Origin of the sequence: Pyxidicoccus xibeiensis (assembly GCF_024198175.1) — a bacterium.
GTDB classification, from domain to species: Bacteria; Myxococcota; Myxococcia; order Myxococcales; family Myxococcaceae; genus Myxococcus; species Myxococcus xibeiensis.
Genome location: NZ_JAJVKV010000013.1, coordinates 1 through 26,619, shown reverse-complemented (window position 1 = coordinate 26,619; position 26,619 = coordinate 1). Strand labels below are relative to the sequence as shown.

Sequence of the window (26,619 nt, the reverse complement as noted above, 5' to 3'; positions counted from 1 at the left end):
CTGGCGCTACGGAGCCCGCTGGTCCGTTCGCCAGTCCCACTCGGGGACCTGGAGCTTCGCCAGGAAGCGGTCCCCGCGCCACACACGCCCGTAGTCGTCATCAATCCAGTACTGCGAGGAAGGGCCGGGCAACGCTTCGAGCAGCTCCGCGATGAACCTGCGCACGACGGTGAAGTCGTCGAAATTGACGAGGAAGAAGATGCAGCCCCGGACCTGTCGCCGGAACTCCGGGTCCACATCCTCGTTCGTCTCGTAGTCCTCCCTCGAGAAGTCCGGGTCGGTCATCACGCTCAGGTCGATGCACCAGGCGAACGCGGGCCCCTGGAGCTGCACTCCGTCCGGACGCACGAACATCACACCGGTAGTCCAGGACGCGGGAAGGTGCGCCGTCAGTCGCTCCGGCGTGAGCCACTCGGGAGGGATGAGCACGAGAGCCTGCGGCATGCGGACTCGCTGGAGCGCGCGCTACTTCGAGCGCAGCAGCACGAACTCCACGCGGCGGTTCACCTCACGGCCGGCGGGAATCAGGTTGGGTGCCTTGGGCCGCTTGTCCCCCGCGCCCGAGGTCTCGATGCGGGACGCGTCCAGCCCGGACTTCACCAGCAGCTCCGCCACCGCCTTCGCGCGGGACTCGGACAGCGCCTGCCGGCCCTGCGCGGAGCCCTCGCGGTTGTCGGTGTGCCCCTCCAGCCGCACGCGCAGCGACTCGTCGCGCACCAGCATGTCCACCAGCAGCGCCAGCCCGGCCGTGGAGCCCTTCTTCGGCGTGGCCTGCTTCTCACCGAAGCGCGGCGCCCTGGGCAGCTCCACGCGCTCGTTCTTCACGCTGACCTGCTGCGTCTTCTTCGCCGGAGCCTTCGCGAGCGTGAAGGCCACCGTGGGCTCCTGCTCGCGCGACAGCCGCACCTTGCGCGTCTGCGCCAGGTAGCCCTTCGACAGCACGTCCACCGTGTACTCGCCCGGCGGCAGCATCACCGGCGTGCCCTTGCGCGCCTTGCGGTCCAGCAGCACCTGCTTCGGCGCGCCCTTCGGATTGCGCAGGTACACCGTCGCCGCGACGGGCTTCTTCCCGGCCAGCACCTTCAGCAAGAGCCGCGCGGGCGCCGTGGGGCCCTCCTCCGGCCGCTGCGCCGTCGCCGTGACGGGCTGCGTCCCCGACACCGGCTGCACCGGCGACGTGCCCGGCTTCACGGGCGGCGTCTGGGCCACCGTCGCCGCGGGCGTCCCCGCGTCCTGCGCATCCGGAATGGCCACGTCCGCCAGCTGCGCGGTCATCTCCACCGACACGTCATGGGACAGCTTCAGCTTCAGCCGCGGGTCCGGCGCGGTGGGGTTGATGCCGGGCATCACCTTCACCCGCACCCTCAAGCCCTTCTGCACCTGGAACGTGACGGACGCGGTCAGCTTCCACAGGAAGCCGCTCTCTTCGCTGAAGAGGTTCCACGCGTCGCTGGCGTACGTGACGTGCGACACCAGCGTGAAGGAGCCCTCCTCCACCTTGAGAACCGCCAGCCGGTGCAGGCCGGGGCCATTGAGCTTGTCCGGCCCCGGGATGATGAGCGGCTGCCCGTTGAGGAGGAACTCCGCCTCTACAAGCTTGTAGCCGCGTGCAGTCCCCGCGCCGGGGAGCCCCTCGAAGGAGACGACCACCTCCGGCGGAGGCGTCTTCACCAGCTCCTGGAGCTGCCGGTCCAGGTCCTCGCGCGCCCGCTGCTCCACGGACGAAGGCTCGGCCGCGCGCGCGGAGGCGGCGAGCAGTCCCATGAGGACGAGGAGAGGTAACTGGAGTGAGGGAGAAGCCACGGGGGTCTACAGCATCTCACAACCCGGCCACACCGCGAGTTGTCCGCCGGCAGGGCTGACGACCAGCCGACCCTCCGGACTCCTCCCCGCTCCCCGGGGGCGTTATCCTCGCGACATGTCCAAGCGTTACCGCTGCACCCTCTGCACCCACGTCTATGACCCGGCGGAAGGCGACCCTGCTTCGGGCATCCCTCCCGGGACTGCCTTCGAGGACATCCCCGCCGACTGGATGTGCCCCGACTGCGGTGCCACCAAGGCCGACTTCGAGCCCATCGAAGACTGAGCCCCCACCCCCACTTGTAGCTCCCATGGGGAGAGGTTTCGGCCCCCCTGTGGGACACGTGCCTTCCGGCTACCCATCCGGGGGGCAACGGCGCTACGCCTACGCCCCCAGGACCCTCGAAGAGGCCATGCGATGAACGACTTCCAGTTCCAGGAAATGCTGCCACTGGGCAAGGACGAGACGCCCTTCCGCCTGCTCACCAAGGACCACGTCTCCACCTTCGAGGCCGCCGGCCGCACCTTCCTCCAGGTCGAGCCCGAGGCGCTCACGCTGCTCACCCGCCAGGCCATGCGCGACATCGCGCACCTGCTGCGCCCCGGCCACCTGGGCCAGCTCGCCCACATCCTCAAGGACCCGGAGGCGTCGGCGAATGACCGCTTCGTGGCGCTGGAGCTGCTGAAGAACGCCAACATCGCCGCCGGCGGCGTGCTGCCCTCCTGCCAGGACACGGGCACCGCCATCGTCATGGGCAAGAAGGGCCAGTACGTCCTCACCCGTGGCAACGACGAGGAGGCCATCTCCCGGGGCGTCTTCGACACGTACCGCACGTCCAACCTGCGCTACTCGCAGATGGCCGCGCTCGACATGTACAAGGAGGTCAACACCAACAACAACCTCCCCGCGCAAATCGAGCTCTACGCCACCGACGGAGACGCCTACAAGTTCCTCTTCATGGCCAAGGGCGGCGGCTCCGCGAACAAGAGCTACCTCTTCCAGGAGACCAAGGCGCTGCTCAACCCGCAGAGCCTGCTGGCCTTCCTCGACGCCAAGATTCGCTCGCTCGGCACCGCCGCGTGCCCGCCGTACCACCTGGCCATCGTCGTGGGCGGCACCTCCGCCGAGTTCGCGCTGAAGACGGCCAAGTACGCCTCCGCCCGCTACCTGGACACCCTGCCCCGCGAGGGCAACGCCCAGGGCCGCGGCTTCCGCGACGTGGAGCTGGAGCAGGAGGTGCTGAAGCTCACGCAGCGCATGGGCATCGGCGCGCAGTTCGGCGGCAAGTACTTCTGCCATGACGTGCGCGTCATCCGCCTGCCCCGCCACGGCGCGTCCTGCCCGGTGGCCATCGCCGTGTCGTGCTCCGCGGACCGGCAGGTGCTGGGCAAGATTACGCGCGAGGGCGTCTTCCTGGAGCAGCTGGAGGCGGACCCGGCGAAGTACCTGCCGGAGACGACCGAGGCAGACCTGAACAGCGAGGTGGTGAAGATAGACCTCAACCGCCCCATGTCCGAGATTCGCGCCGAGCTGTCGCGCTACCCCATCAAGACGCGCCTGTCGCTCACCGGCCCCATGGTGGTGGCGCGAGACATCGCCCACGCCAAGCTCAAGGAGCGCCTCGACGCCGGCCAGGGCATGCCGCAGTACATGAAGGACTACATGGTCTACTACGCCGGCCCGGCGAAGACGCCCGAGGGCTACGCCTCCGGCTCGTTCGGCCCGACGACGGCGGGCCGCATGGACGCGTACGTGGACCAGTTCCAGGCCGAGGGCGGCAGCTTCGTGATGCTCGCCAAGGGCAACCGCTCGCCCGCCGTCACCGAGGCGTGCAAGAAGCACGGCGGCTTCTACCTGGGCTCCATCGGCGGCCCGGCCGCGCGCCTGGCGCAGGACTGCATCAAGAAGGTGGAGGTGCTCGAGTACCAGGAACTCGGCATGGAGGCCGTGTGGAAGATCGACGTGGTCGACTTCCCCGCCTTCATCGTGGTGGACGACAAGGGCAACGACTTCTTCGCCAACATCAACAAGCCGTCGGCGAAGAAGGCCTGAGCGTCAGACGCCCGGCGGCAGCTCCCCGCTCGTCGTGACGACGGGCGGGGCGCGCTTCTTCGGGATGACGGAGCGGCGCGGCCCCTTGAGGGCCACCGCCAGCAGCATCGACGCGGGCAGCAGCATCCCCAGCCCCTGGGTGAGGTTGTCCGGGGGCCGCACGACGGCCCCCAGCACCAACGCGGCGAAGAGAAGGCCACAGACCAGCCGGAGGACGAGGGAGCTCACGCGGGGGACCTCTATCAGGAGTGCTCCCCAGCGTAAGCAGCCGGGCCGACGTGTCCAGCCGGCCCCCTCGCCTCACGTCCGGACGACTACCAGACCTTCACGCGCTGCTCGGGCGGCAGCCAGGCGCCGTCGCCCTGCTTCACGCCGAACGCCTCGTAGAACTCCGGCATGTTCCGCACCACGCCGTTGACGCGGTACTGCGGCGGCGAGTGCGAGTCCGTCAGCAGCATCTGACGCATGGCGTCGTCCCGGTAGAGGCCGCGCCAGATCTGCGCCCAGCCCATGAAGAAGCGCTGGTCGCCGGTGAAGCCGTCGATGAGGGGCGCGGCCTGCTTCTCCAGGGAGAGCTTGTAGGCCTTGTACGCCACGGTGAGACCGCTGAGGTCGCCGATGTTCTCCCCCAGGGTGAGCTGGCCGTTGACGTTCATCGCCTCCAGCGGGCTGAAGCCGCCGTACTGCTGCACCAGCATGTTGGTGCGCTTCTGGAAGCCGGCCTTGTCCTCGGCGGTCCACCAGTCGCGCAGGTTGCCGTCGCCGTCCGAGCGGCTGCCCTGGTCGTCGAAGCCGTGGCTGAACTCGTGGCCGATGACGCCGCCGATGGCGCCGTAGTTCGTCGCGTCGTCCGCCTCCGGGTTGAAGAACGGGGGCTGGAGGATGGCGGCGGGGAAGACAATCTCGTTCATCGTGGAGCTGTAGTAGGCGTTCACCGTCTGCGGCGACATGCCCCACTCCGTCCGGTCGATGGGCTTGCCCAGCTTGGCCACCGCGCGGTTGAACTCGAACGCGTCCCCGCGGCGGATGTTGCCCACCAGGTCGTCCGCCTTGACCTCGAGGGACGAGTAGTCACGCCACTTCTCCGGGTAGCCAATCTTCACGCCGAACTTCGCCAGCTTGGCCTGGGCCTGCGCCTTGGTGGCGGGGCTCATCCAGTCCAGCCCCTCGATGCCCTGGCGGAAGGCCTCGCGCAGGTTGTCCACCAGCTCCACCATGCGCTTCTTGGACTCGGGGCTGAAGTGGCGCTCCACGTAGAGCTGGCCCACGGCCTCGCCCAGCGTGTCGTTCACCGCGCCCACGCCGCGCTTCCAGCGCGGGCGGTTCTCCTGCATGCCCTGCAGCGTCTTGCCGCGGAACTCGAAGTTCGCCGTCTCGAAGGCGCCGTTGAGCAGCGGGGCGCGCTCGTCCAGCACCTTGAAGGTGAGGTACTGCTTCACCACGGGCAGCGGCGTCTTCTTCAGCAGGCCCGCCATGGCCGTGAAGTAGTCGGGCTGGCGGATGATGACGCCCGGGGTGGCCTCGGCGCCGGCGGCCTTGAGGAAGCGCGCCCAGGAGAAGCCCGGGGTGAGCGCGTCCAGCTCCGCCACGTTCTTGAGGTTGTAGGTGGCCTCGCGGTCGCGGTTGCGCGCGCGGTCCCACTGCTTCTCCGCCAGGGCCGTCTCCAGCGCGAGGATGGCCTGCGCCGCCTTCTTGCCGTCCTTCTCCCCGGCCAGCGTGAAGAGCTTCTCGATGTACGCCACGTACGCGGCGCGCATCTCCACGAAGCGGGGCTCCTGCTTCGAGTAGTAGTCCCGGTCCGGCAGCCCCAGGCCGCCCTGGTTGGCATAGACGATGTAGCGCGTGGCCTGCTTCTGGTCCTGGCCCACGAAGATGCCGAAGGGCACCTGGATGCCGTCGCGCTGCAGCTCCGCGAACAGCTCGGGCAGCGCCGCCGCGCTCTTCAGCGCCTTCACGCGCTGCAGCTCCGCGCGCACCGGCTCCAGGCCCAGCGCTTCAATCCGCTGGGTGTCCATGAAGCTGTTGTAGAGGTCGCCCACCTTCTGCGCGTTGGTGCCCGCCTGCCGGTCCTTCGCGGCGGCGGATTCCTCGATGATGGTGCGCATGGCCAGCTCGGCCTTGTCCGCCAGCTCGATGAAGGTGCCGTAGCGCGCGCGGTCCGCGGGGATGGGCGTGGACTTCAGCCAGTTGCCGTTGACGAACTTGTAGAAGTCGTCCTGCGGCCGGACGGAGCGGTCCAGGTGCTTCAGCTCCACGCCCAGCGAGCGCACCGTCGCGGTGGACACCGCCGACGCGGACTCCGAGGCCTGCGCGGCGGGCGGCGGGGGGGCTTCGGCGGAAGGCGCCGGCTGCGGAGAGGACGCGCAGCCGGTGAGGAGCAGCGTGCCGAGGGCGCGGGTGGCCCAGGCACTACGGGCAGAGGGCTTCTTGGGGCTCATGAGGCTCCGAGAGGAGGAAAAGGGACGGCGGATGCTGCCAGACCCGGATGGTCGTCGTCCCACCGGGCAGGCAGGAAAAACAACCGGGCTCCGTCCCTATTCCTCCCGTCGGGCCCCATCCTCACCCGGAGCGAGGAGGGGCCCCTCGGAGGGTGAGGCTACTTCGCGCCCATCACTGGCGCGGGCACCGGAGCCGGCGCGGGCGCCGGAGTCGGGGCCGGCGTGACGGCTGGCGTCACCGTGACGTCCTGCGCCAGGGACTCCAGGTCATGGAAGCCCTTGGCGCTCACGTCCCCGCCCTGGAACCGGGCCCACCCCTGGAGGTTGCGCTGGAAGCCGCGCGTCATCTGCCAGAGCTGGAGGCCGCTGTTGGCCACGTACAGGTACAGGGCCCGCTTCGGGTTCCACGGGTTGGGCAGCGCCATGGCCAGGCCGTCATCCGGGCGGCCGTAGGTCTTCCCCTGCCAGCGGAAGTAGCGCCGGCCCAGCTCCACCGGGAGCTTCTTCTCCTCCACCAGCCGCGCCAGCAGGGCGTTGTCCTCGGCGCCACCGAAGAGGACCAGGTCCCGGTCCGCCAGTTCCTTGTCCGTCACCTCGGAGTCCGGCGCCACGCGGGGCAGCACCTCGGTGAAGGCGTCCGCGAGCACGTCGCGGTAGCCCAGCGTCAGCGTCCGCATGGACTCCGTCTGCTTCGCGGTGCCGTGCACCAGCAGCAGGCGCTCGAAGGCGTCCGTCTGGTTGGACAGCGTCTGGAAGCGCTCGCGGGGCACGGGGATGTCGTTGGCCGGGTTGAACACCACGCGCACCGGCGCCTCGGCCGTGCGGAAGGTGAACGTCTCGGTGGCCGCGCCCTTCACCTCCACGCGCTCCAGCGTGGAGCCCTTCGCGGTGCGCACCTCCACCAGGGTGACGAAGTGCCAGGGCCGGGGGCCGGCCTGCTCGACCTTGAGCGTCGTCTCATAGCCGTCCTTCACCTGCGCGGCGCTGGCGCGGATGCGCGGCTGGGGCAGGCCCGTGCGCTCCAGCCACTGCGAGACGAAGGCGCCCACGTCCTTGTTGGTGGCCTCCAGCACGGTGCGCTTGAAGTCCGCCGTGGTGATGTCCTTGTTCGTGTAGCGCGCGTGCACGGCGTTCATCGCCTTGGAGAAGTCCTTGTTGCCCAGCAGCAGGCGGAGCTGGTGCAGCGCGAAGGTGCCCTTGATGCGCGGCACCAGGTAGGTGCCATACCGGCCGTACTCCGTCTTCGCGTTCACCGGCACCACGTCCGTCTCGCGCGAGGTGACGAAGAGGTAGCGCGCGTTGAGCTCCGCCAGCGCGTCGCGCTGCTGCTCGAAGGCCTTGTCCTCGGCGGCGGGCAGGTCCTTCAGCAGCTTCCAGTACGCGGAGGTGCCGCTGGCCAGCCAGTTGTCACCGTCCGAGGCGGGGAACACGGTGTTGGCCCACAGCAGGCCCTTGTCGAAGGCGACGGCGTCCTTCACCTTCGCCAGGTCCCGCTTCGGGGCGGCGGGCTCCTCGGGGGCCTTCCAGGCCTTCTTCGCCTCCTTCAGCTTGTCGGCGACGAAGATGGGGCTGAAGGTGGTGTAGCCCAGGGACAGGTGCGGCGTGGCGCCGGGCAGGTCCGGCATGAAGCGGCTGCCAATCATCTTCTCGCGCAGCGTCGTCTTGCCGTAGTGGGCCAGGAACATCAGCTTCTCGGCCATCTCGGACGTGGTGACCTTGCCGTCGCACGCGTGGGGCCGGTTGATGGGCGTGGACGCCAGCATCCGGATGGACGAGTCCAGGTCGAAGCCCTTCTTGCCCAGCTTCGCGTAGTACTCCCAGAAGGCGATGTCCCGGTTCCACGTGTTGAAGGCCAGGTCCGCCGGGGCGTTGTCCGGGTTGGACACGGACTCCTTGCGGACCTCCATGTCACGGTTGTTGTTGTTGGCCCAGATGAAGTCCTTGAGGTTGCCCGGGGTGTCCGAGGCATTGCCCTTGCTGCCGGTGCGCCACAGCTTGGTCTTCTTGGTGCCGAGCAGGAGGCAGGCGCCCTCGTCCGTCTTGGTGTCCGCCAGCGTCCAGTCGTTGGTGTACAGGCCGTTGTTGCCGTCCTTCATGATGCGGGCCACGTCGTCGATGCTGGACGCGTACTGCGCCGCCTTGCGGATGCGGTTGCTCTGGGGCGAGCCGTTGATGTCGAACGGCGTCTGGCCCACCGTCGTCTCGCCGATGACGATGCCGGCGGAGTTGACGTACCAGTCCGCGCCGCTGTGGATGCCGCCCGGGAAGGTCTGCATCACGAAGCGGTGACCCTTGGTGGGCTGCACGTCCAGAATCACGTCCCAGTGGACGCCGGTGTAGCCGTTCCACATGAAGATCTGCCCGATGATGGCGCGGCCATCCTTGGTGGCGGACTTGGTGGCGACGAAGGACGAGCAGTGGTCACCCTTGCCGGCGCGCTCGGCCTCGTCCTCGGCCTTGAGGAAGGTGCGGCCGGACAGGGACGTCGCGGTGGCGCGGTTGGCCTCCTCGAGCTGGCCGGCGTCCACGGCGGAGTTGAGGGTGACGATGTCCAGGAGGTCCAGCTCGCGGTCCTTGAACTTCGCGCCGGCCTTGTTGGCGCCGTCGGCGATGCCCTTCATCTCCTCCAGGTACTCGGCGTCGTACTTGCGCAGGAAGAGCGAGTCGGCGAGCAGCCGGTGGTGGCCCCACCCCTTCGCGGCGTCCGACTTGTCCTTCTGGATGCCGAGCTTCTCCATGTAGCGGACGATTTCCTGGGGCACGAGCTGGCCGAACTGGTGGCCGCGCTCGTACGGCTCGCCCTCGATGTGGACGTAGATCCACCCGCCGTCGTCATAGCGGAAGCCCTTGCCGGCCCAGCGCACGGACTCCATGGGGAGGTAGGCGGTGATGTCGTCCACCTTCTCCACGCGCACGTCGTCGAACCAGGCCGAGCCCGTCGCCTTGCCGTTGCGGCCCAGGTGGAGCTGCACGCGGTCCGAGGACTGGGTGGCGAAGAAGAGCACCGACGCGCGGGCGCCTGCTTCTGCGGCCGGCGCGGGCGTGCAGTTGGTGAAGGGGAAGCTCTTCATCGACAGGCAGGCGCCGTGGGCCGTGGGGTAGCGGGCCTGCGGGTCCGCCTGGACGTCGCGGGTGCGCACGAAGGCGCTGAGCCGGTAGAGCTGGCCCACCTGGAGCTTCATCGCCTCGGACTCGACGGTGGTCTCCGCGCCGTCCTTCGGGTTCTCGATGTGGAGGCTCTTGGCGCCGTCTACCTTGCTTTCGGAGGACGCGTTGGCCTTGCCGGTCCCCTTCGTGGTCCAGAAGGCGGGCAGGCCGGAGGTGCCGCCCGCGATTTCGAAGCTCCCGTTGGGAACGGGGACGGGGGTGGACGCGGGCGCCGCCGCACGAGCGGGCGCTGGAGCAGGAGTGGACGCGGGTGCCGCCGCCTGGGCAGGCACGACATGGAGCGCGCTCGCGGAGAGCAGGAGCACGCCGAGGAGCTTCGACGTCATGCGGAAGTCGGTCATGGGGGTTCCCATCCCGGGCAGGGAGCCGGGCAGTGGCCTGGGCAACAGCCGGGGCGCATGACACTTCCCTGCCCTCCAAGCGTCAACCGTCACCGAGTCCCAGGAATGGGATGACGCAGAGCGACTTTGCTTGCACGGCCGGATGCTTGGAGGGGCATCAGCGGAGCATGAGGGCGCTCGTCCGGAGCACCCCGCGCAGCACCCGCCGCACCGCATCCACCCGTCGCGCCTTCACCGATGGTGGGTCCACCGGAGCGTCCCAGTCGAAGGTGCGCAGCCGTGACAGGAAGCCCTGCCGCACGCAGCCCTCCAGGCTGAAGACATGGAGGTCGTGCGTCCACCGCACCGCCAGCCGCAAGTCCCGTGACAGCTCCGCCCAGTCCAGGGGTGGCACCGCGTGCGCGCCCGGCAGCTCCACCCCGCCTCCGGTGATGCCCACGGCGATGGAGGGCGCGCCGGGGCCGTAGCTCCACAGCAGCGCGGGCCCGTGGGGACGCACGAAGCTGGTGTAGAGCATCAGCACCTCGCGGTCCGCCGGCAGGTCCAGCACGCCCGACACCCGCTGTATCAACGTCGAGCGGGACTGACGCTCGTCCACGATGAACGGGAACTGGTACGTGTCCACCCGGTACCCGTCGGCACGGATGCGCTCCACCAGCGCGCGGTACCCGTCCCGGGCTTCGGTGATGCGCCCTCCCCGCTTCAACCTCGGGAGCAGTCCCGGAAGCCCCCGCCACCCGAGCTCCAGCACCTGCCGCAGCTCGTGGATGTCCGGCTCGATGTCCAGGCCCACGCTGTGCCACTCCAGCCCGTGCTCCGCCGTCCATGCCCGGAAGGCGTCGTAGCGAGCCGTCGCCTGCGCCAGGTTCCGCGCATTGAACCAGTAGCCCTCCGACTCCGGCAGCAGCAGCCATGCCGTCACCGGGATACCCTTGCTGTTCAGTTGCCGGACTACGTCCGCGCGCTCGGGCCCCAGGTCGAGCAGCCCCAGGCTCACTCCGGCCCCCAACGCCACCAGGTCGTCGATGACGCCCGGAGTGGCGAAAAGCTCACGCAGTGGGACGAACGGAAGCTCGCAGAAGAAGGTCAGCAGGTGGGGTTTCATGGCAGCCTCGCGCCCCCGGCGGCGCCGCGTCTGGGCGGTGCGCCATATCACCGAGGAGCCACGACATGGAATTCCACCTGGGCCGCCTGTTCGACCACGTCCACCTGCGCGTCCATGACCTGGAGGCCAGCAAGCGCTTCTACCGCGCCGTCCTCGAGGTGCTCGGCGTCCCCTTCTTCAGCGAGAACCCCCACTACTTTTCCGCCGACGAGCTCTTCGTCAGCCCCGTGGACCCAGGCACCCCGCGGGCCGAGCGCGGTGTCCACCTGGCCTTCCAGGCCAAGGACCGCGAGACGGTGCAGCGCTTCCACGCCGCCGCCGTGAAGGCGGGAGGCAAGGACAACGGCGGGCCGGGTGAGCGCAGCTACCACCCCGGCTACTACGCCGCCTTCGTATTCGACCCTGACGGGAACAATATCGAGGTGGTGCACCATGGCCCGTCGCGTCGCTCGGCCGTTGACGTGGTGGTGACGCCGACCTCCTGACGCACGGCTTCACGGGAGCATGTCCGCTGCTGGCGTGTGCTCCCGTGCAGAGGTCGACGCTTCCCGTCCGAGGCGTCAGAACCTGGACGGGACGCGCGGTGCGCTGACGCGGCGATGACCTGCCGTGCATACGACGTGGGCATGGCGGCCTCTACAGGAATCGACTCCTTGCTGGCAGACGACGAGAGCGTGAAGCCCCGGCTGCGCGGGGTGTCGCACCTGATTGCCTTCGTGGTGGCGCTCGCCGGGTGCATCCAGCTGATGCTGTCCCCCGCCCAGGGAGCCCAGCATCTGGCCAACCTCGTGTTCGGCCTCAGCCTGGTGCTGATGTTCGGCGTCAGCGGCACCTACCACTGTCCCACCTGGAGCCCCGCCGCCTACCGGCGGCTTCAGCGGTGCGACCATGCGGCCATCTACCTCCTCATCGCAGGCAGCTTCACCCCCATGGCCGCGCTGGACCTGGCGGGAACCTGGAACGTGCCGTCACTCTATGTGATGTGGGGCTGCGCACTCACCGGCGCCACGCTGACGCTCCTGGGCATCTCCGTGTCCCGGGGAATCCGCTCCGCCGTCTACGTCGCGCTGGGCCTGGTGGCGACTCCGGTGGTGATGCGCCTGCCGGACGTCATCGGCACCGGGCGGACCCGGTGGCTCATCTTCGGAGGAGTGCTCTATGCCGTGGGCGCGGTGGTCTACGCGCGCCGCTGGCCGGACCCCAAGCCCACGCTGTTCGGCTACCACGAGGTCTTCCACCTCCTGGTCATCGCCGCCGCCGCCGTGCACTACGCCGTCCTCGTCGACGTCGTGTGGGGCAGGTGATTCGTTCCGGATGCGAAAGCCAAGGCCCTGGTGCTGGTGCCCAATGGGTGGTGCCGACGCCGAGGTAGCACCAGGGACGCCGCTACTGTGGCGGCGTCCGCAGTCCCGTCATGGCTCGTCGGCCATGTCCGCGAGCTGTTCTTGCGCAATCTCCCGGTAGTAGGGAACGACCTCGACGGTAAGCACGTCGCGCATCTCCTGGCGGGCGCTGTCGAAGTCGCCAGCTTTTTGGTGGCGGTACATCTGATGGAGTGCGCGCATGAGCCGCCACGAACCATCATGGATGCGGCGTGAGCACTCGCTCAGCAACTCCAGCGCTCCGGCGTAGGTTTCCAAAGCCGCCTCCACGTCGCTGATAGCGACTTCCCGCGCCGTGCGCAACAGCAGCGCACGCACGTCGTCGGTGAGTTCGAGCGGCGCCCCGTGGCGGAGCACTCTTTGCGCCAATGAGCGGATAGGATCCCAGTCAATCTCCTCGCTCATGCGCTATTTCCTCTTCTTGCGCGGGCGGCACATGTCAAGCGGCCATGCCTGCTGCCCTTCGCATCGGCGCAGGCACTCGTAACAGGGCCCAGTGAACATGGCTTCCTTGCAGTCACCGTAGAACTGGATGCACTCCCGCTTCCACTCGGGCAGGTCCGCGTTGTGCGAATCGTCCCATTCCTCGGCGCCATCGTGCGTGCCGGTTGCGGCGACGCTGGCCGCCATGATGGTGGCGGCTTCAGAAGCCGTGAGACCACACGCCTCAGGGATGCCGGGGTGAGCTTCGATACAGCACGTCACGCTGTCCATGCTGACGCCCACGACCGTGCCCGCTTCGCGCGAGCAGGCCGGGCCATCCGTGCGCTGAATCAGTACGACCAGGGGAAGCGCTTGAAGTCGCGCTTGCGCTTCTGCACGAAGGCGTCGCGGCCCTCCTGCGCCTCATCAGTCCCGTAGGCCAGGCGCGTGGCCTCGCCCGCGAAGAGCTGCTGCCCCACCATCCCGTCATCCGGCAGGTTGAAGGCGTACTTCAGCATCTTGATGGCCGTGGGGCTCTTGGTGTTGATCTCCGCCGCCCAGTCCAGCGCGAAGTCCTCCAACTGCGCGTGCGGCACCACGGCGTTGACCATGCCCATCTGGAAGGCCTCCTCCGCCGAGTAGTTCGCACCGACGAAGAAGATTTCCCGCGCCCGCTTCTGCCCCACCTGCCGCGCCAGCAGCGCCGAACCGTAACCACCGTCGAAGCTGGCCACGTCCGCGTCCGTCTGCTTGAAGACCGCGTGCTCCTTGCTGGCGATGGTCATGTCACACACCACGTGCAGGCTGTGCCCGCCGCCCACCGCCCAGCCCGGCACCACGGCGACGACGGCCTTGGGCAGGAAGCGGATCTGCCGCTGCACCTCCAGGATGTGCAGGCGGCCCAGGCGCGCGGGGTCCGACTCACCCTCCTCGCCCTCGTACTTGTAGCCGTCCTTGCCGCGGATGCGCTGGTCGCCACCGGAGCAGAACGCCCAGCCGCCGTCCTTGGGCGACGGCCCGTTGCCGGTGATGAGCACGCAGCCCACGTCCGTCATGAAGCGCGTGGCCTCCAGCGCGCGGGACAGCTCGTCCACGGTGCGGGGGCGGAAGGCGTTGCGCACCTCGGGCCGGTTGAAGGCGATGCGGACGGTGCCCTGGTCCACCGCGCGGTGGAAGGTGATGTCCTTGAACTTGAAGCCCTCGACGGACTTCCAGCGGGCCGGATTGAAGATGGCCGAGACCATGGGGTGTCACTCGGAGGAAAGGGTTGGACGGGCGCGGACCCTAGGCCCCGGGGAACCTTCCGTCCAGGGGAGCGCGCGCTGTCGGTCCGCTGGAAAATGCCCATGCTCCGGGGTGGCGGGGTCTGTCGCCTCGCCGGAGGTGGCGGCGGATGAAGCGGACGACCGTGGGGTTGATTGCCGGGCTCATGCTGGGCGCCCCGGCACTGGCACAGGAGCAGACTCCGCCCCCCGTCTCGGGTGAGGAGCCACCGGGCGCGCCTCCGGAGGAGCCGAGCATCCCCGGCCAGGAGCTCCGGGAAATCCCCTCACCTCTGCCCCGCGGCCCCCAGGAAGCACCCACCGAGGGCACTGGAGGCTCCGGGCAGCAGCAGCCCGCGACGGAGTCGGACACCGAGGGCCAGCGCGGTGAGACGAAGCAGCTCGCCGGGCGGGTGCTCGGGTCGTCCCCGGGCATCCTCTATGTGGAGGGCGACCAGGGCGCCGCCATCCCGCTGCGGGTGACGCATGCGACACGGCTCGGCGACAGGCGCATTCCCCGGGACCAGGCCATCGGCACCTACCTCCGCAAGGAGCTGTCGCCCGGCAAGTCGGTGCGCGTGACGTTCGACGTGCGCACGCACGAGGACGGCCGGCTGGAGAACGTCGCCACCACGCTCCACGTGCAGTAGGCGCGGGCCCCGGGCACACGGCGTCCGCACGAAACCCGACACGCGGTACGAGCCCGACTGTCCGGCACGCGCGGGTGCGCTCCGGCCACGGGGCCTGTGTGCGTCGGGTGCCATCCACTGACTCGCTAAGCCGGTTTGGCGGCGCTCGCCGGAGCAGCCAAGCATGGCCGGATGACGCGCGGGGGAAGGGAGGCCGGAGCCTCCCGGAGCGCGTCGCAAGCGAGGACAGGACATGGACGTGGGACCCCGGCTCCTTTTGCACCGGCGCACCGTGCTGGCCGCGATGTTCGGCGGCGCGGCGGCCTCCCTCCTGGGCTGCGGCAGCTCATCCGCACCCCGCCCGCCTCCCGGCCCGATACCCGAGGGCGTCTACATTCCAGACGTCAAACCCGGCGAGGACGTCTTCGGCTATGTCCAGCGCCTCAAGGGCGCCTTCGACGAGACGCTCTACAAACAGGTGCTCGGCGCCGCCAACGCCTTCAAGGAGGGAGACGCCCTGGTGGGCGTGGCCGCCGCGGACGAGGCCTCGCGCGACAACGCGCGCAGGCTGCTGGAGAGCACGCGCCTGGCGGACCTCGAGAGCCACCCGGTGCGCCAGGACCAGTTGCACGCGCTGCTCCTGGAGACGGAGGACCGCGTGGCGGCGGCCGGCGTCGCGGACTGGACGCTGGGCCGGCTCAAGCAGTTCCTCCTGGAGAGCGACGAGGCCGCCATCCACGCCATCACCCCGGGCCTGGGCAGCGACGTCATCGCCTGCGTCGTGAAGCTGATGAGCGACGAGGAGCTCATCGCCGTGGGGCGCAAGGTGTTCAACCCGCTGCCGGGCTCGAAGCTTGGCGCGCGGGGCTACCTGGGCGCACGCATCCAGCCCAACTCCCCCACCGACAACGTGGACGACATCCGCTGGCAGGTGTTCGACGGGTGGGCCTACGCCGTGGGCGACGTGGTGCTCGGCTGCAACCCGGTGTCCTCGTCACCCGCGTCGGTGGCCGCCATCGAGGCCGCCCTGCTCGAGTTGCTGGTGACGTTCGGCCTGCAGGACGTGCTGCCCCACTGCGTGCTGGCCCACATCGACGTGCAGGCGGAGGTGGAGCAGCAGCATCCGGGCACCACCGGCATCTGGTTCCAGAGCATCGCCGGCAACGACACCGCCAACGCCACGTTCGGCATCTCCGTGGAGCAGATGCTCGGGTACGCGGCCGGGCGCACCGGCAAGTACGGCCTCTACTTCGAGACGGGCCAGGGCGCGGACTTCACCAACGGCCACGGCCATGGCTACGACATGGTCCTCCACGAGTCGCGCAAGTACGGCTTCGCGCGGGCGATGACGCAGAGCGTGGCCCGGGCACAGGAGCGCGCGGGGCGCACGGCGGCGCCGTGGGTCCACCTCAACGACGTGGCGGGCTTCATCGGCCCGGAGGTGTTCCGCACCCGGGAGCAGCTGGTGCGCTGCTGCCTGGAGGACATCGTCATGGGCAAGCTGCACGGGCTCACCATCGGCCTGGACGTCTGCTCCACGCTCCACATGGACGTGTCGCTGGATGACCTGGACTGGTGTCTGGACCGCATCATGCCCGCCAACCCCGCGTACCTCATGGGGCTGCCCACCAAGAACGACCCGATGCTGGGCTACCTCACCACCGGCTTCCAGGACCACGTCCGGCTGCGGGAGAAGTTCGGCTACAAGGTGGAAGACCAGATGTGGGCCTTCTTCCAGCGACTGGGCGTCATCGACGCGCAGGGCCGACCCACCGAGCACTTCGGCGACCCCGTCTGGGTGTACCTCCAGTACCTGCGCGCCAAGGGCGACACGCGCGCCGAGGCGGACATCCGCGCCGAGGCTTCCCAGCAGCTCGCGGAGATTCGCGCCCGGGGCGTGCCCATTGCCCGGAGCCATGGTGCGAACCCCTGGGATCTGGAGCCGTCGCTGGACGCGGAGCTGCGCCGCGTCTACGCGGACGCCAAGACGAGCCTGTGGACGGAGCTGTCCCAGGCCTTCATCGCCGCCGTGCCGGACGGGGTGCGGCTGGTGACGAAGTCGAAGGACCGGAAGGAATACATCCTCCATCCGGAGACGGGCGAGCAGCTCGACTCCGCGTCGCTGGACGCGCTGCGCTCCCTGCGCACGCGCCATGGAGGCCGGTACGACGTGCAGCTCCTCGTGTCCGACGGGCTCAATGCGCTGGCCATCATGGACGACGGACAGCTGCGGCCGTACCTGGACAGGCTGCGCGCGGAGCTCGTCAAGGCCGGCTACAACCCGGCCCCCGAGCACCTGCTGCTCACGTCCGGCCGCGTGCGCGCCGGCTACCGCGTGGGCGAGGCGCTCTTCGGCGGGCTGGGAGACCCCAAGAAGCACCGCGCCCTCGTCCACATCATCGGCGAGCGCCCCGGCACCGGGCACCACACCTTCTCCGCGTACATCACCGCGCCTACCGCCGGGGTCTGGTCCCAGCCGGGCACGGTGGACCACAACATCACCCGGGTGGTGTCCGGCGTCGCGCTCACCGCGTACGCCCCGGCCCTGGCGGCGCCGGAGACGGTGAGACTGCTCCAGCAGCTCACGGCGTAGCGGGCACGGGCCGCTCAGTGCCTGTCGGCCCGCCACACCCGGGGCCGACGGGCACGGCCTGCTTCGCCAGCGTCTTGAACAGGAGCCTGTGCCGCGACCGGGGGTGGGCGGGTCGACGCTCCCCGGCGATGACTTGTGTCAGACATCCCAGGTAGGTTGTCTGGCAGGTCACCATGAAACCCGCTGAGAAAACGCCCATCCTCCTCGAGCGCCTCCGTGAAGCCCACCCGGACGCACGCTACGAGCTCAACTGGTCCACCCCGTTCGAGCTGCTCGTCGCCACCATCCTCGCGGCGCAGTGCACGGACGAGCGCGTCAACCGCGTCACCGCCACCCTCTTCACGAAGTACCCGGGCCCCCGCGCGCTCGCCGACGCGGACACCGCCGAGCTGGAGGAGGACCTCAAGCCCACCGGCTTCTACAAGCAGAAGACGAAGTCCGTGCAGGCCATGAGCCGCGCGCTGCTGGAGGACTTCCAGGGAGAGGTCCCCCGCACCGTCGACGCGCTGGTGACGCTGCCCGGCGTGGCCCGCAAGACGGCGAATGTCGTCCTCAACACCGCCTTCAACCTGCCCTCGGGCATCATCGTCGACACCCACGTCGCCCGCGTCAGCCAGCGCATGGGGCTGACGAAGCACGACAAGCCCGACGTCATTGAAGAAGACCTGATGAAGCTGGTGCCCCAGGAGCAGTGGACCTTCTTCGGCCCGGCCACGGTGCTCCATGGCCGCTACACCTGCACGGCGAAGAAGCCGAAGTGCGAGGAGTGCATCGTCCGGGACATCTGCCCGCGCATCGGGGTGTAGCCACATCCGCCCACCGTCCGGGGCTGGGACGCGCGGTGGGAATGCCGTCCGGCCCTGGGACGCGCGCGACTTCGCGCAGGACCTGAGCGCTCGCGGGGAATACAGGCGGCCGGGCTCAAGTTGCCCGCCTCTTTCCCTGACATGAACCCTGCCCCATCCGAGGCCCCGGTCCCCAGCACCGAGGCCCGTCCCGTGGATTCCGGAGAGCGACTGGCGCTCCTCGACACGCTGCGCGGGTTCGCCCTGTGCGGCGTGTTCATCTCCAACGTCGTCATGTGGTTCAGCGGCAGGTCGTTCCTCCCGAGGGAGCAGATGCTGGCGGCGATAGCGAATGCGCCGCTCGTCGACACCGTCACGCTGCAGGCGTACATGTTCCTGGTGTCGGGGAAGTTCATCACCATCTTCTCCTTCCTCTTCGGCCTGGGCTTCGCGGTGCAGCTGGGACGTGCGGAGACGCGGGGGGCCTCCATCGTTCCGCTCTACACGCGGCGGCTGGGGGTGATGCTGGTGATGGGGCTCGCCCACCTGTTCCTGCTCTGGTACGGCGACATCCTCAGCACGTACGCGGTGCTGGGCTTCGGCCTGCTGCTGTTCCGGGGGCGCTCGGACCGGACGCTGCTCGTCTGCGCGCTGCTGTTCGCCTTCGTGTGGCCGGTGGCCGGCACGGCCCTCCTGAAGCTGCCGCAGCTGCTCGCCGACACGCCCGAGGCGGTCGCCGCCATCACCAAGGAGGCCAACGCGAAGACCGCGGCCATCAAGGCGCAGGCGCTGGCGGCCTTCACCTCGGGGAGCTGGCTGGACGTGGCGAAGGGGAGCGGCACCTTCTACGTGCGCGAGTTCCTGCCGATGATTCTCGCCACCATGCTGGCCACCTTCGCCCGGTTCCTCCTGGGCCTGCTGGCGGGGCGGCGCCGCATCTTCCACGACGCGCCCCAGCACCTGCGCCTCTTCCGGCGGCTGCTCGGGTGGGGCCTCGTGGCCGGAGTGCTCGGCGGCGGCGTGGGCCTGGTGTTCCAGCAGCTGATGCTCCGGAAGATTCTCACCCCGGAGACGATGCCCACCTGGGTGCCCTACGCCACGGCCCCGCTGCGGCACCTGGGCGAGCTGGGCTTCGCGGCCGTCTACGTCTCCGGCATCACCCTGCTCTTCCAGCGCGCCACGTGGCAGCGGGTGCTGGGCGTGCTTGCGCCGGTGGGGCGCATGGCGCTGACCCACTACCTGTCCCAGACGGTCATCAGCGTGCTGTTCTTCTACGGCTACGGCCTGGGCTACGTGACGAAGGTGGGCCCCGCGGCCTGTGTCGCCCTCTGCCTGGCCGTCTTCGCCGTCCAGGTGGTGTGGAGCCACCTGTGGCTGTCGCGGTTCCGCTTCGGCCCCGCGGAGTGGGTGTGGCGCTCGCTGACGTACGGGAAGGCCCAGCCGATGCGCCGCGACGACTCCGCGGGCCACCGTTCCACGGTGCCGGCGTAGCGGGCGGCGCGGCCGGGCGGCACCTTCCGCGCCCGGCCATCACCCGGCCTTCATTCCGCGGCGGGCACCTCGTCCCGGAGCTCGCCCGACTCGTCCACGAGGTCCGCGTTCTCTTCGAGCACGGTGGGCTCGTCGTATATGTGCTCTTGGCCCTCCGGCGGCGGGCTCTCGATGTAGGAGGGCTTTTCGACCTCCACCACGTTGCTCAGCGCCGCGCGGGCGCTGCCGGAGCAGCCGTAGTTGGACGCGTACACCTTCGCCACGGTGATGGAACCCCAGTGCTGCTCGTCGTCCAGCAGCAGCGAGGACGTGAGCGTGGAGGAGGCCCCCGGCGCCAGGTTGAAGTAGTCGCTGGTGGCCTGGTCCAGGTGCCCCGCGCTGGCCGCGCTGTCGTAGAGCCGCACGCACAGGTCCGCCTTGAGCCGCTGCGTGCTGGTGTTCTTCACCGTGAAGGTGAGGGAGACCTGCTCCGAGGGGTTCCCCCGGCTCAGGCTCGCGTCCTTGAGCTCGAAGGCGATGGTTCCGTCCTCGACGGAGCCCAGCTCCCTGGGCGCGGGCGTCCCGGGGGGAACGGGCGCTCCCGTCGGGTCCAGGTGGCTCACCTGGCTGACGACCTTGTCCGAGGTGGAACTGTGGCAGCTCGCCGAGACGTACAGCTGCACCGCGCCCGCCTGCGCCCAGACGTCCTGGTACATGGAGGTCTTGTCCTCGAAGACGTCCGACTCGCCGCCCCTCAGGCTGACGGGACCCAGGGTGAGGTGCGAGAGGAAGTAGCCCTCCTTGTCGAGCAGCGCGAGGCAGCTCGTTCCACGCGCCCGCCGCCCGCCCTGGTTCACCAGCGTGTACGTGAGCCTCACCTCCCCGCCCACCTTGGCGATCTTCACGTCCTTGAAGGTGAACGGCGTGCGTGTCTCCGCCACCGCCTTGACGGGCTCCTTCGCGGCCGGAGCGGCGGCGGTGGCCTGCCCCGCGTCCACGGCGGCGCCCTCCGCCACCGGCGGCGCGGCGGGCGGCTCCTTCTTGCAGCCCCCCAGTGAAACGGCACACACCAGCGCGGCGGCCCAGGCCGGAACCGCACGGAAGCTCTGTCTGCGCATGAAGACTCCCCCTCGTGAGTCCCTCGTGCATAGCGCGAGTGTCCGTCAGCCGACAATGCCCCCGCCCCCCTTCCAGGGACGCAGGCAGGCGGCCGGTGCGGAGCCCGGCGCGCCGGGTTACGTGTCCCCAGGTGACGAACCTCGACCTGTTCGCCCCGCCCCCGCCGCCCCTGGGCGCGGGGGCGCTGGAGCGGCTGCTGAAGGTCTCCCGCATCTACCTGGAGCCGTCCGTGGAGGCACACCCGCGCGGGCGGGACATCCTGGCGCGCTTCCCGGACGCCGAGCGGGTGGAGGTGCCCTCCCACCAGAACATCCCCGGGCTGTTCGGCAACGAGGGCAACGCCGAGGCGTGGAACCGCATCAAGGGCAGCACCCTGGTGCTGGGCGTGAAGAAGACGATGTCCTTCATCCCCAACGGGCGCAGCTGCGACTTCATCCCCCCGTCCGCCGCCAATGGCTGCGTGATGAGCTGCGCGTACTGCTACGTCCCCCGCCACAAGGGCTACGCCAACCCCGTCACCGTCTTCGTCAACATCGACCGCATCATGGCGGCCATCCGCCGGCACTCGCAGAAGCTGGGCCCCAAGACGGAGGCCAACAGCGTGGACCCGCGCTACTGGGCCTATGACATCGGCTGCAACAGCGACTGCGCGGCGGACGCGGCCCTGAGCGACAACGTGAAGGACCTGGTCCGCCTGTTCACCACGCTGCCCAACGCCATGGGCACCTTCGCCACCAAGCTCGTCAACCGCGAGCTGCTGGACTACGCGCCCCGGGGCAAGACGCGCATCCGCTTCAGCCTGATGCCCCACGCCAAGGCGAAGCTCTTGGACGTGCGCACCAGCCCCATCGCCGAGCGCATCGCCGCCATCAACGACTTCGTGGCCGCCGGCTACGAGGTCCACCTCAACTTCTCGCCCGTCGTCCTCTACGAGGGCTGGCAGGCGGAGTACGACGAGCTGTTCCAGCAGGTGGACGCCGCCCTCTCCCCCGCGGCCCGGGCCCAGCTGGCCGCCGAGGTCATCTTCCTCACCCACCACCCCGGCCTGCACGAGGTCAACCTGCGCTGGCACCCGAAGGCCGAGGAGCTGTTGTGGACGCCTTCGACGCAGGAGGCCAAGGTCTCCCAGGGCGGAGGCGCCAACGTGCGCTACCGCACCGGACTCAAGGGCCGCCTCGTCGCCGAGTTCAAGGACCTGCTGGCCCGCCGGCTGCCCTGCTGCCAGGTGAGATACGCCTTCTGAGCGCCGACCCACAACCCCCGTCACGGCGAGGGGCCGGGCTGTGGCAGACTCGGAAGGACGATGTGGGATTGGGTCCGCCAGCTGGCGGAGTGGTCACGTGACGATGTGCCGTTCGCCGTCGCCACGGTGACGGCCTGTCAGGGCAGTACCCCCGCCGAGCCCGGCGCGAAGCTGCTCGTGCGCGCGGATGGGACGTTCCATGGCACCGTGGGCGGCGGCCACCTGGAGCAGCTGGTGCTGGCGGATGCGCGCGCGTGCCTGGACAAGGGCGAGGCGCGCTCCTACCGGTACCCGCTGGGCGCGAAGCTGGGCCAGTGCTGCGGAGGCGTGGTGGATGTCTTCATGGAGCCCGTCAACCACGGGCCCAGGCTCTATCTCTTCGGCGCCGGCCACGTGGGCCAGGCGCTGTGCCGCACGCTGGAGGGCACCCCCTTCCAGGTCCACCTGGTGGACGAGCGGCCCGAGTGGCTCCAGGGCGAGCGGATTCCCGCGTCGGTGGTGCGCCATGACGAGCCGTGGGAGGCCTTCGCCGCCCGCGCCTCGTGGGATGCGCGCCGCACCTATGTGGCGGTGATGACGCACCGGCATGATTTGGACCAGGACATCATCGCGTACGCCGTGGAGCGGCCGGCGCGCTACCTGGGCCTCATCGGCAGCCGGACGAAGTGGGCCCGCTTCCGCCAGCGGCTGGAGGCCCGGGGCGTGCCCACGCGCAACATCGACCGGGTGCACTGCCCCATGGGCGTCGAGATTGGCGGCAAGTCGCCGCAGGAGGTCGCCGTCAGCATCGCGGCCGGCCTCCTCCAGGTCCACCACGGACTGAGCGTAGACACACGCTCCGGGACGGAAGTCTCGGAGCAGCCCCGCGTGCGCGGGGTCTCGGCTGGAGAATGAGCGTCATGTTCGAGTTCCTCCTCAACGGCACCCCCGTCCGCGTCGACGGCGTGTCCCCCAACACCACCCTGCTGGACTTCCTCCGCGCCCGCGGGTCGACGGGGACGAAGCAGGGCTGCGCCGAGGGAGACTGCGGCGCCTGCACCGTGGCCATGGTGGACCGGGATGCCCAGGGGCAGCGCGTGCTGCGCGCCTTCAACAGCTGCATCACCCTGCTGCCCATGGTCGCCGGCCGGGAGCTGGTGACGGTGGAGGGCGTGGGCAGCCGCGACAAGCCCCACCCCGTGCAGCAGGCCATGGTGAAGCACTACGGCTCGCAGTGCGGCTTCTGCACGCCGGGCTTCGTCGTCTCCATGGTGGAGGCGTACTCGCGCAAGCAGGTCTGTACCCCCGAGGCCGTGGCGGACCAGCTGTGCGGCAACCTCTGCCGCTGCACCGGCTACCGCCCCATCCGCGACGCGATGATGGAGGCGCTCGCCGCGCGCGACGGTGGCGCGCAGAAGGAGCCGGTGCCCGGCGTCGCCCTGGGCGGCCCCGCCTCGCCGCTGCCCACGCTGCGCTACGAGGCGCAGGGACAGACGTTCCTCCGGCCCACGTCGATGGAGGAGCTGCTGTCGCTGAAGGCCGCGCACCCGGAGGCCCTGCTGGTGGCCGGCGCCACCGAGCTGGGCGTGGACATCACCAAGAAGGCCCGCCGCTACCCGTTCCTCATCTCCACCGAGGGCGTGGAGTCGCTGCGCGCCATCCGCCGCGAGGCGGACGGGTGGTACGTGGGCGGCGCGGCCTCGCTCGTGGAGCTGGAAGACGCCCTGGGCGCCGAGCTGCCCGAGGTGACGAAGATGCTCAACGTCTTCGCCTCCCGGCAGATTCGCCAGCGCGCCACGCTGGCCGGAAATCTCGTGACGGCCTCGCCCATCGGCGACATGGCGCCCGTGCTGCTCGCGCTGGACGCGTCGCTCGTCCTCGCCTCGGCGCAGGGTGAGCGCGGGATGCCCCTGGCCGACTTCTTCCTCGCCTACCGGAAGACGGCGCTGCGGCCGGACGAGGTCGTGCGGCACATCGTCATCCCACACCCGTCCATTCCCGCGGACGGGCGGCGGCTGTCCGACTCCTTCAAGGTGTCCAAGCGGCGCGAGCTGGACATCAGCATCGTCGCGGCGGGCTTCCGCGTGGAGCTGGACGCGGACGGTGCGGTGCGGCGGGCGCGGCTGGCCTACGGCGGCGTGGCGGCCACCCCGATTCGCGCGCGCCGCACCGAGGAGCAGCTCACCGGTCAGCCCTGGACGCGCGAGACGGTGGAGCGCGTGCTCCCCGTGCTCGCGGGCGAGCTGTCGCCCATCAGCGACTTGCGCGGCGGCGCGGAGTACCGGCGCGGGCTCATCGTCAGCATGTTCGAGAAGTTCTTCTCCGGTGAGCGCAGCCCCTCGCTGGACGCCTTCCCCGGCTTCGCCATGGGCGAGCCCGGCGCGCTGGCGGACGCCGGACGCGAGCTGCGGCACGAGAGCGCGCTGGGCCACGTGACGGGCAGCGCGCAGTACGTGGACGACCTGGCGCAGCGCCAGCCGATGCTGGAGGTGTGGCCGGTGTGCGCGCCCCATGCGCATGCGCGAATCCTGAAGCGAGACCCCATCGCGGCGCGGAAGCTGCCCGGCGTGGTGGCGGTGCTGATGGCCGAGGACATCCCCGGCACCAACGACACCGGCCCCATCCGCCATGACGAGCCGCTGCTGGCCGACCGCGAGGTGCTCTTCCACGGGCAGGTGGTGGCACTGGTGGTGGGCGAGTCCATCGACGCCTGCCGCGCCGCCGCCCGCGCGGTGGTGGTGGAGTACGAGCCGCTGGCCGCCATCCTCACCGTCGAGGACGCCATGGCGCAGGGCAGCTACCACACCGAGCCGCACGTCATCCGCCGGGGCGACGTGGACGCCGCGCTCGCGAGCAGCCCGCACCGGCTGTCCGGCACGCTGGCCATCGGCGGCCAGGAGCACTTCTACCTGGAGACCCACGCCGCCTTCGCCGAGCGCGGCGACGACGGCGACATCACCGTGACGTCCTCCACCCAGCACCCGTCGGAGGTGCAGGCCGTGGTGTCCCACGTGCTGGACCTGCCGCGCAGCCGCGTGGTGGTGAAGGCCCCGCGCATGGGCGGCGGCTTCGGTGGCAAGGAGACGCAGGGCAACGCCCCCGCCGCCCTCGTCGCGCTGGCGGCGTGGCACACGGGCCGGCCGGTGCGGTGGATGCTCGACCGCGACGTGGACATGACGCTCACTGGCAAGCGCCACCCCTTCCACGCCTCCTTCGAGGTCGGCTTCGACGCCCAGGGCCGGCTGCTCGCGCTGCGCACGCAGCTGGTGTCCAACGGCGGCTGGTCGCTCGACTTGTCCGAGTCCATCCTCGACCGCGCCCTCTTCCACCTGGACAACGCGTACTACGTCCCCACGGTGGCCTTCACGGGCCGCGTGGCGAAGACGCACCTCGTCTCCAACACGGCGTTCCGGGGCTTCGGCGGCCCGCAGGGCATGCTGGTGTCGGAGGAGGTGCTGGGCCGCGTGGCCCGCGCCCTGGGCCTGCCTCCCGAGGAGGTGCGGGAGCGCAACCTCTACTCGGGCTCGGGCGAGACGAACACCACGCACTACGGGCAGGAGCTGGAGGACGAGCGGATGCCGCGCCTGTGGCGTGAGCTGAAGGAGTCCTCGGACTTCGCCCGGCGGCGCCAGGAGGTGGACGCCTTCAATGCCCGCTCTCCGCGCATCAAGCGGGGGCTGGCGCTCACGCCGATGAAGTTCGGCATCTCCTTCACCGCGACGTTCCTCAACCAGGCCGGCGCGCTGGTGCACCTGTACCGGGACGGCTCGGTGATGGTGTCCCACGGCGGCACCGAGATGGGCCAGGGCCTGCACACCAAGGTCCTGGGCGTGGCCATGCGCGAGCTGGGCGTGACGGCGGACGCCGTCCGGATGGCGAAGACGGCGACGGACAAGGTGCCCAACACGTCCGCCACCGCGGCCTCCAGCGGCTCGGACCTGAACGGGGCCGCCGTGCGCAATGCCTGCGTGACGCTGCGCGAGCGGCTGGCCCCCGTCGCCTCGCGGCTGCTGTCCGAGCGGCACGGGCGCAACGTGGCGCCGGAGGCGCTGGTGTTCCAGGACGGGCGCGTGGGCCCCCGGGGCGAGCACGAGGTGTCCGTGCCCTTCGCGGCCGTGGTGGAGGCGGCGTACCTGGCGCGCGTGGGCCTGTCCGTGACGGGCTACTACCAGACGCCGGGCATCGGCTACGACAAGGCGCGCGGCCGCGGCCGGCCCTTCCTCTACTTCGCCTACGGCGCGGCGGTGACCGAGGTCGAGGTGGACGGCTACACCGGCATGAAGCGCGTGCTGCGCGTGGACCTGCTGGAGGACGTGGGCGACTCGCTCAACCCGGGCGTGGACCGGGGGCAGATTGAGGGAGGCTTCGTGCAGGGCCTGGGCTGGCTCACCGGCGAGGACCTGCGCTGGGACGCCAATGGCCGGCTGCTGACGCACTCGGCCAGCACGTACGCGATTCCGGCCTTCAGCGACGCGCCCATCGACTTCCGCGTGCGGCTGATGGAGGGCGCGCGGCAGCACAACACCATCCACGGCAGCAAGGCGGTGGGTGAGCCGCCGCTGATGCTCGCCCTGTCCGCGCGCGAGGCGCTGCGCGACGCGGTGGGCGCCTTCGGGCACTCCGGCGGCGAGGTGGAGCTGGCCTCTCCCGCCACCCACGAGGCCCTGTTCCTGGCCATCCAGAAGCGGCTGACCCGGGGCGCGAAGGAGGACGGGCGCGAGGCGGCGTGAGGGGCCGCCGGAGCCGGGGCCGGACGTTGCTGTTCGGAAATGTCGGGGGTTTTGAGCGGCGAAATGTCCCGACATTTCCGAACAGGGGCCCGCCCCCCG

The 26,619-nt window shown here is 70.0% G+C and carries 21 protein-coding genes; 11 read left to right on the top strand and 10 right to left on the bottom strand.

Going from position 1 to position 26,619, the window contains the following annotated elements; genetic code table 11:
• Positions 1 to 6 precede the first annotated feature (6 nt).
• Both LXT23_RS38245 and LXT23_RS38240 read right to left on the bottom strand, forming a co-directional pair.
• Positions 7 to 444: a hypothetical protein gene (locus LXT23_RS38245; RefSeq protein WP_253985380.1), complete on the bottom strand. Its 438-nt coding sequence runs from the start codon at positions 442 to 444 to the stop codon at positions 7 to 9.
• A 21-nt stretch (positions 445 to 465) separates the two neighbouring features.
• A complete protein-coding gene (locus LXT23_RS38240; RefSeq protein ID WP_253985379.1) occupies positions 466 to 1,803 on the bottom strand; it encodes an OmpA family protein in 1,338 nt (445 codons plus the stop codon).
• Positions 1,804 to 1,918: 115 nt separating this feature from the next.
• Between LXT23_RS38240 and rd the strand changes: the two genes are divergently transcribed.
• Both rd and LXT23_RS38230 read left to right on the top strand, forming a co-directional pair.
• Entirely contained in the window at positions 1,919 to 2,086 is a 168-nt protein-coding gene (gene rd / locus LXT23_RS38235; protein WP_253985378.1) for a rubredoxin, read from the top strand.
• Between the two features lie 132 nt (positions 2,087 to 2,218).
• Positions 2,219 to 3,853, top strand: coding sequence for a fumarate hydratase (locus tag LXT23_RS38230; RefSeq protein WP_253985377.1), 1,635 nt, complete (start codon positions 2,219 to 2,221; stop codon positions 3,851 to 3,853).
• A 3-nt stretch (positions 3,854 to 3,856) separates the two neighbouring features.
• Here LXT23_RS38230 and LXT23_RS38225 read toward each other — a convergent pair whose 3' ends face one another.
• The 4 genes from LXT23_RS38225 to LXT23_RS38210 form a co-directional block, all read right to left on the bottom strand.
• Positions 3,857 to 4,081 (bottom strand): hypothetical protein, encoded by a 225-nt coding sequence (locus LXT23_RS38225; RefSeq protein ID WP_253985376.1) that lies wholly within the window; start codon positions 4,079 to 4,081, stop codon positions 3,857 to 3,859.
• Positions 4,082 to 4,167: 86 nt separating this feature from the next.
• On the bottom strand, positions 4,168 to 6,291 hold the full coding sequence (locus LXT23_RS38220; RefSeq protein WP_253985375.1) for a M13 family metallopeptidase: 2,124 nt from the start codon (positions 6,289 to 6,291) through the stop codon (positions 4,168 to 4,170).
• Positions 6,292 to 6,449: 158 nt separating this feature from the next.
• A complete protein-coding gene (locus LXT23_RS38215; protein WP_253985374.1) occupies positions 6,450 to 9,800 on the bottom strand; it encodes a C45 family autoproteolytic acyltransferase/hydolase in 3,351 nt (1,116 codons plus the stop codon).
• 157 nt (positions 9,801 to 9,957) lie between these two features.
• Positions 9,958 to 10,905: a hypothetical protein gene (locus LXT23_RS38210; RefSeq protein WP_253985373.1), complete on the bottom strand. Its 948-nt coding sequence runs from the start codon at positions 10,903 to 10,905 to the stop codon at positions 9,958 to 9,960.
• 65 nt (positions 10,906 to 10,970) lie between these two features.
• Here LXT23_RS38210 and LXT23_RS38205 point away from each other — a divergent pair, with 65 nt between their 5' ends.
• Positions 10,971 to 11,390 carry a VOC family protein gene (locus tag LXT23_RS38205; protein ID WP_253985372.1) on the top strand — a complete coding sequence of 140 codons (420 nt, stop codon included), beginning with the start codon at positions 10,971 to 10,973 and terminating at the stop codon, positions 11,388 to 11,390.
• Positions 11,391 to 11,558: 168 nt separating this feature from the next.
• Positions 11,559 to 12,209: a PAQR family membrane homeostasis protein TrhA gene (gene trhA / locus LXT23_RS38200; protein WP_323379129.1), complete on the top strand. Its 651-nt coding sequence runs from the start codon at positions 11,559 to 11,561 to the stop codon at positions 12,207 to 12,209.
• A 108-nt stretch (positions 12,210 to 12,317) separates the two neighbouring features.
• On the opposite strand, the gene LXT23_RS38195 is transcribed toward trhA, so the two are convergent.
• The 3 genes from LXT23_RS38195 to LXT23_RS38185 are packed head-to-tail and all read right to left on the bottom strand — an operon-like array spanning position 12,318 to position 13,954.
• A complete protein-coding gene (locus LXT23_RS38195; protein WP_253985370.1) occupies positions 12,318 to 12,692 on the bottom strand; it encodes a DUSAM domain-containing protein in 375 nt (124 codons plus the stop codon).
• Positions 12,693 to 12,695: 3 nt separating this feature from the next.
• Positions 12,696 to 13,001, bottom strand: coding sequence for a hypothetical protein (locus LXT23_RS38190; protein WP_253985369.1), 306 nt, complete (start codon positions 12,999 to 13,001; stop codon positions 12,696 to 12,698).
• Between the two features lie 59 nt (positions 13,002 to 13,060).
• A complete protein-coding gene (locus LXT23_RS38185) occupies positions 13,061 to 13,954 on the bottom strand; it encodes a 1,4-dihydroxy-2-naphthoyl-CoA synthase (protein WP_253985368.1) in 894 nt (297 codons plus the stop codon).
• Between the two features lie 149 nt (positions 13,955 to 14,103).
• Between LXT23_RS38185 and LXT23_RS38180 the strand changes: the two genes are divergently transcribed.
• From LXT23_RS38180 to LXT23_RS38165, 4 genes are all read left to right on the top strand, one after another.
• Entirely contained in the window at positions 14,104 to 14,622 is a 519-nt protein-coding gene (locus LXT23_RS38180) for a hypothetical protein (RefSeq protein ID WP_253985367.1), read from the top strand.
• A gap of 232 nt (positions 14,623 to 14,854) precedes the next feature.
• Entirely contained in the window at positions 14,855 to 17,194 is a 2,340-nt protein-coding gene (gene eutB, locus LXT23_RS38175) for an ethanolamine ammonia-lyase subunit EutB (RefSeq protein ID WP_253985366.1), read from the top strand.
• 173 nt (positions 17,195 to 17,367) lie between these two features.
• Complete coding sequence (nth, locus tag LXT23_RS38170) at positions 17,368 to 18,000, top strand: endonuclease III (protein WP_253985365.1); 633 nt, start codon at positions 17,368 to 17,370, stop codon at positions 17,998 to 18,000.
• Positions 18,001 to 18,141: 141 nt separating this feature from the next.
• The gene (locus tag LXT23_RS38165) at positions 18,142 to 19,470 is read left to right on the top strand and encodes a DUF418 domain-containing protein (protein ID WP_253985364.1); all 1,329 of its coding nucleotides are present in this window, start codon (positions 18,142 to 18,144) and stop codon (positions 19,468 to 19,470) included.
• 50 nt (positions 19,471 to 19,520) lie between these two features.
• On the opposite strand, the gene LXT23_RS38160 is transcribed toward LXT23_RS38165, so the two are convergent.
• Positions 19,521 to 20,567: a hypothetical protein gene (locus LXT23_RS38160; RefSeq protein ID WP_253985363.1), complete on the bottom strand. Its 1,047-nt coding sequence runs from the start codon at positions 20,565 to 20,567 to the stop codon at positions 19,521 to 19,523.
• 131 nt (positions 20,568 to 20,698) lie between these two features.
• Between LXT23_RS38160 and LXT23_RS38155 the strand changes: the two genes are divergently transcribed.
• The 3 genes from LXT23_RS38155 to xdhB are packed head-to-tail and all read left to right on the top strand — an operon-like array spanning position 20,699 to position 26,520.
• Positions 20,699 to 21,811: a spore photoproduct lyase family protein gene (locus LXT23_RS38155; RefSeq protein WP_323379128.1), complete on the top strand. Its 1,113-nt coding sequence runs from the start codon at positions 20,699 to 20,701 to the stop codon at positions 21,809 to 21,811.
• Between the two features lie 60 nt (positions 21,812 to 21,871).
• The gene (xdhC, locus tag LXT23_RS38150; protein ID WP_256561578.1) at positions 21,872 to 22,705 is read left to right on the top strand and encodes a xanthine dehydrogenase accessory protein XdhC; all 834 of its coding nucleotides are present in this window, start codon (positions 21,872 to 21,874) and stop codon (positions 22,703 to 22,705) included.
• Positions 22,706 to 22,710: 5 nt separating this feature from the next.
• A complete protein-coding gene (gene xdhB, locus LXT23_RS38145; protein WP_253985361.1) occupies positions 22,711 to 26,520 on the top strand; it encodes a xanthine dehydrogenase molybdopterin binding subunit in 3,810 nt (1,269 codons plus the stop codon).
• The last annotated feature ends 99 nt before the right edge of the window (positions 26,521 to 26,619 follow it).

Coding starts and splice junctions, on each gene's coding strand:
- LXT23_RS38245 (WP_253985380.1), bottom strand. CDS start 444: ATGCCGCAGGCTCTCGTGCTCATCCCTCCCGAGTGGCTCACGCCGGAG.
- rd (WP_253985378.1), top strand. CDS start 1,919: ATGTCCAAGCGTTACCGCTGCACCCTCTGCACCCACGTCTATGACCCG.
- LXT23_RS38230 (WP_253985377.1), top strand. CDS start 2,219: ATGAACGACTTCCAGTTCCAGGAAATGCTGCCACTGGGCAAGGACGAG.
- LXT23_RS38220 (WP_253985375.1), bottom strand. CDS start 6,291: ATGAGCCCCAAGAAGCCCTCTGCCCGTAGTGCCTGGGCCACCCGCGCC.
- LXT23_RS38215 (WP_253985374.1), bottom strand. CDS start 9,800: ATGACCGACTTCCGCATGACGTCGAAGCTCCTCGGCGTGCTCCTGCTC.
- LXT23_RS38210 (WP_253985373.1), bottom strand. CDS start 10,905: ATGAAACCCCACCTGCTGACCTTCTTCTGCGAGCTTCCGTTCGTCCCA.
- LXT23_RS38205 (WP_253985372.1), top strand. CDS start 10,971: ATGGAATTCCACCTGGGCCGCCTGTTCGACCACGTCCACCTGCGCGTC.
- LXT23_RS38195 (WP_253985370.1), bottom strand. CDS start 12,692: ATGAGCGAGGAGATTGACTGGGATCCTATCCGCTCATTGGCGCAAAGA.
- LXT23_RS38190 (WP_253985369.1), bottom strand. CDS start 13,001: ATGGACAGCGTGACGTGCTGTATCGAAGCTCACCCCGGCATCCCTGAG.
- LXT23_RS38185 (WP_253985368.1), bottom strand. CDS start 13,954: ATGGTCTCGGCCATCTTCAATCCGGCCCGCTGGAAGTCCGTCGAGGGC.
- LXT23_RS38180 (WP_253985367.1), top strand. CDS start 14,104: ATGAAGCGGACGACCGTGGGGTTGATTGCCGGGCTCATGCTGGGCGCC.
- eutB (WP_253985366.1), top strand. CDS start 14,855: ATGGACGTGGGACCCCGGCTCCTTTTGCACCGGCGCACCGTGCTGGCC.
- nth (WP_253985365.1), top strand. CDS start 17,368: ATGAAACCCGCTGAGAAAACGCCCATCCTCCTCGAGCGCCTCCGTGAA.
- LXT23_RS38165 (WP_253985364.1), top strand. CDS start 18,142: ATGAACCCTGCCCCATCCGAGGCCCCGGTCCCCAGCACCGAGGCCCGT.
- LXT23_RS38160 (WP_253985363.1), bottom strand. CDS start 20,567: ATGCGCAGACAGAGCTTCCGTGCGGTTCCGGCCTGGGCCGCCGCGCTG.
- xdhC (WP_256561578.1), top strand. CDS start 21,872: ATGTGGGATTGGGTCCGCCAGCTGGCGGAGTGGTCACGTGACGATGTG.
- xdhB (WP_253985361.1), top strand. CDS start 22,711: ATGTTCGAGTTCCTCCTCAACGGCACCCCCGTCCGCGTCGACGGCGTG.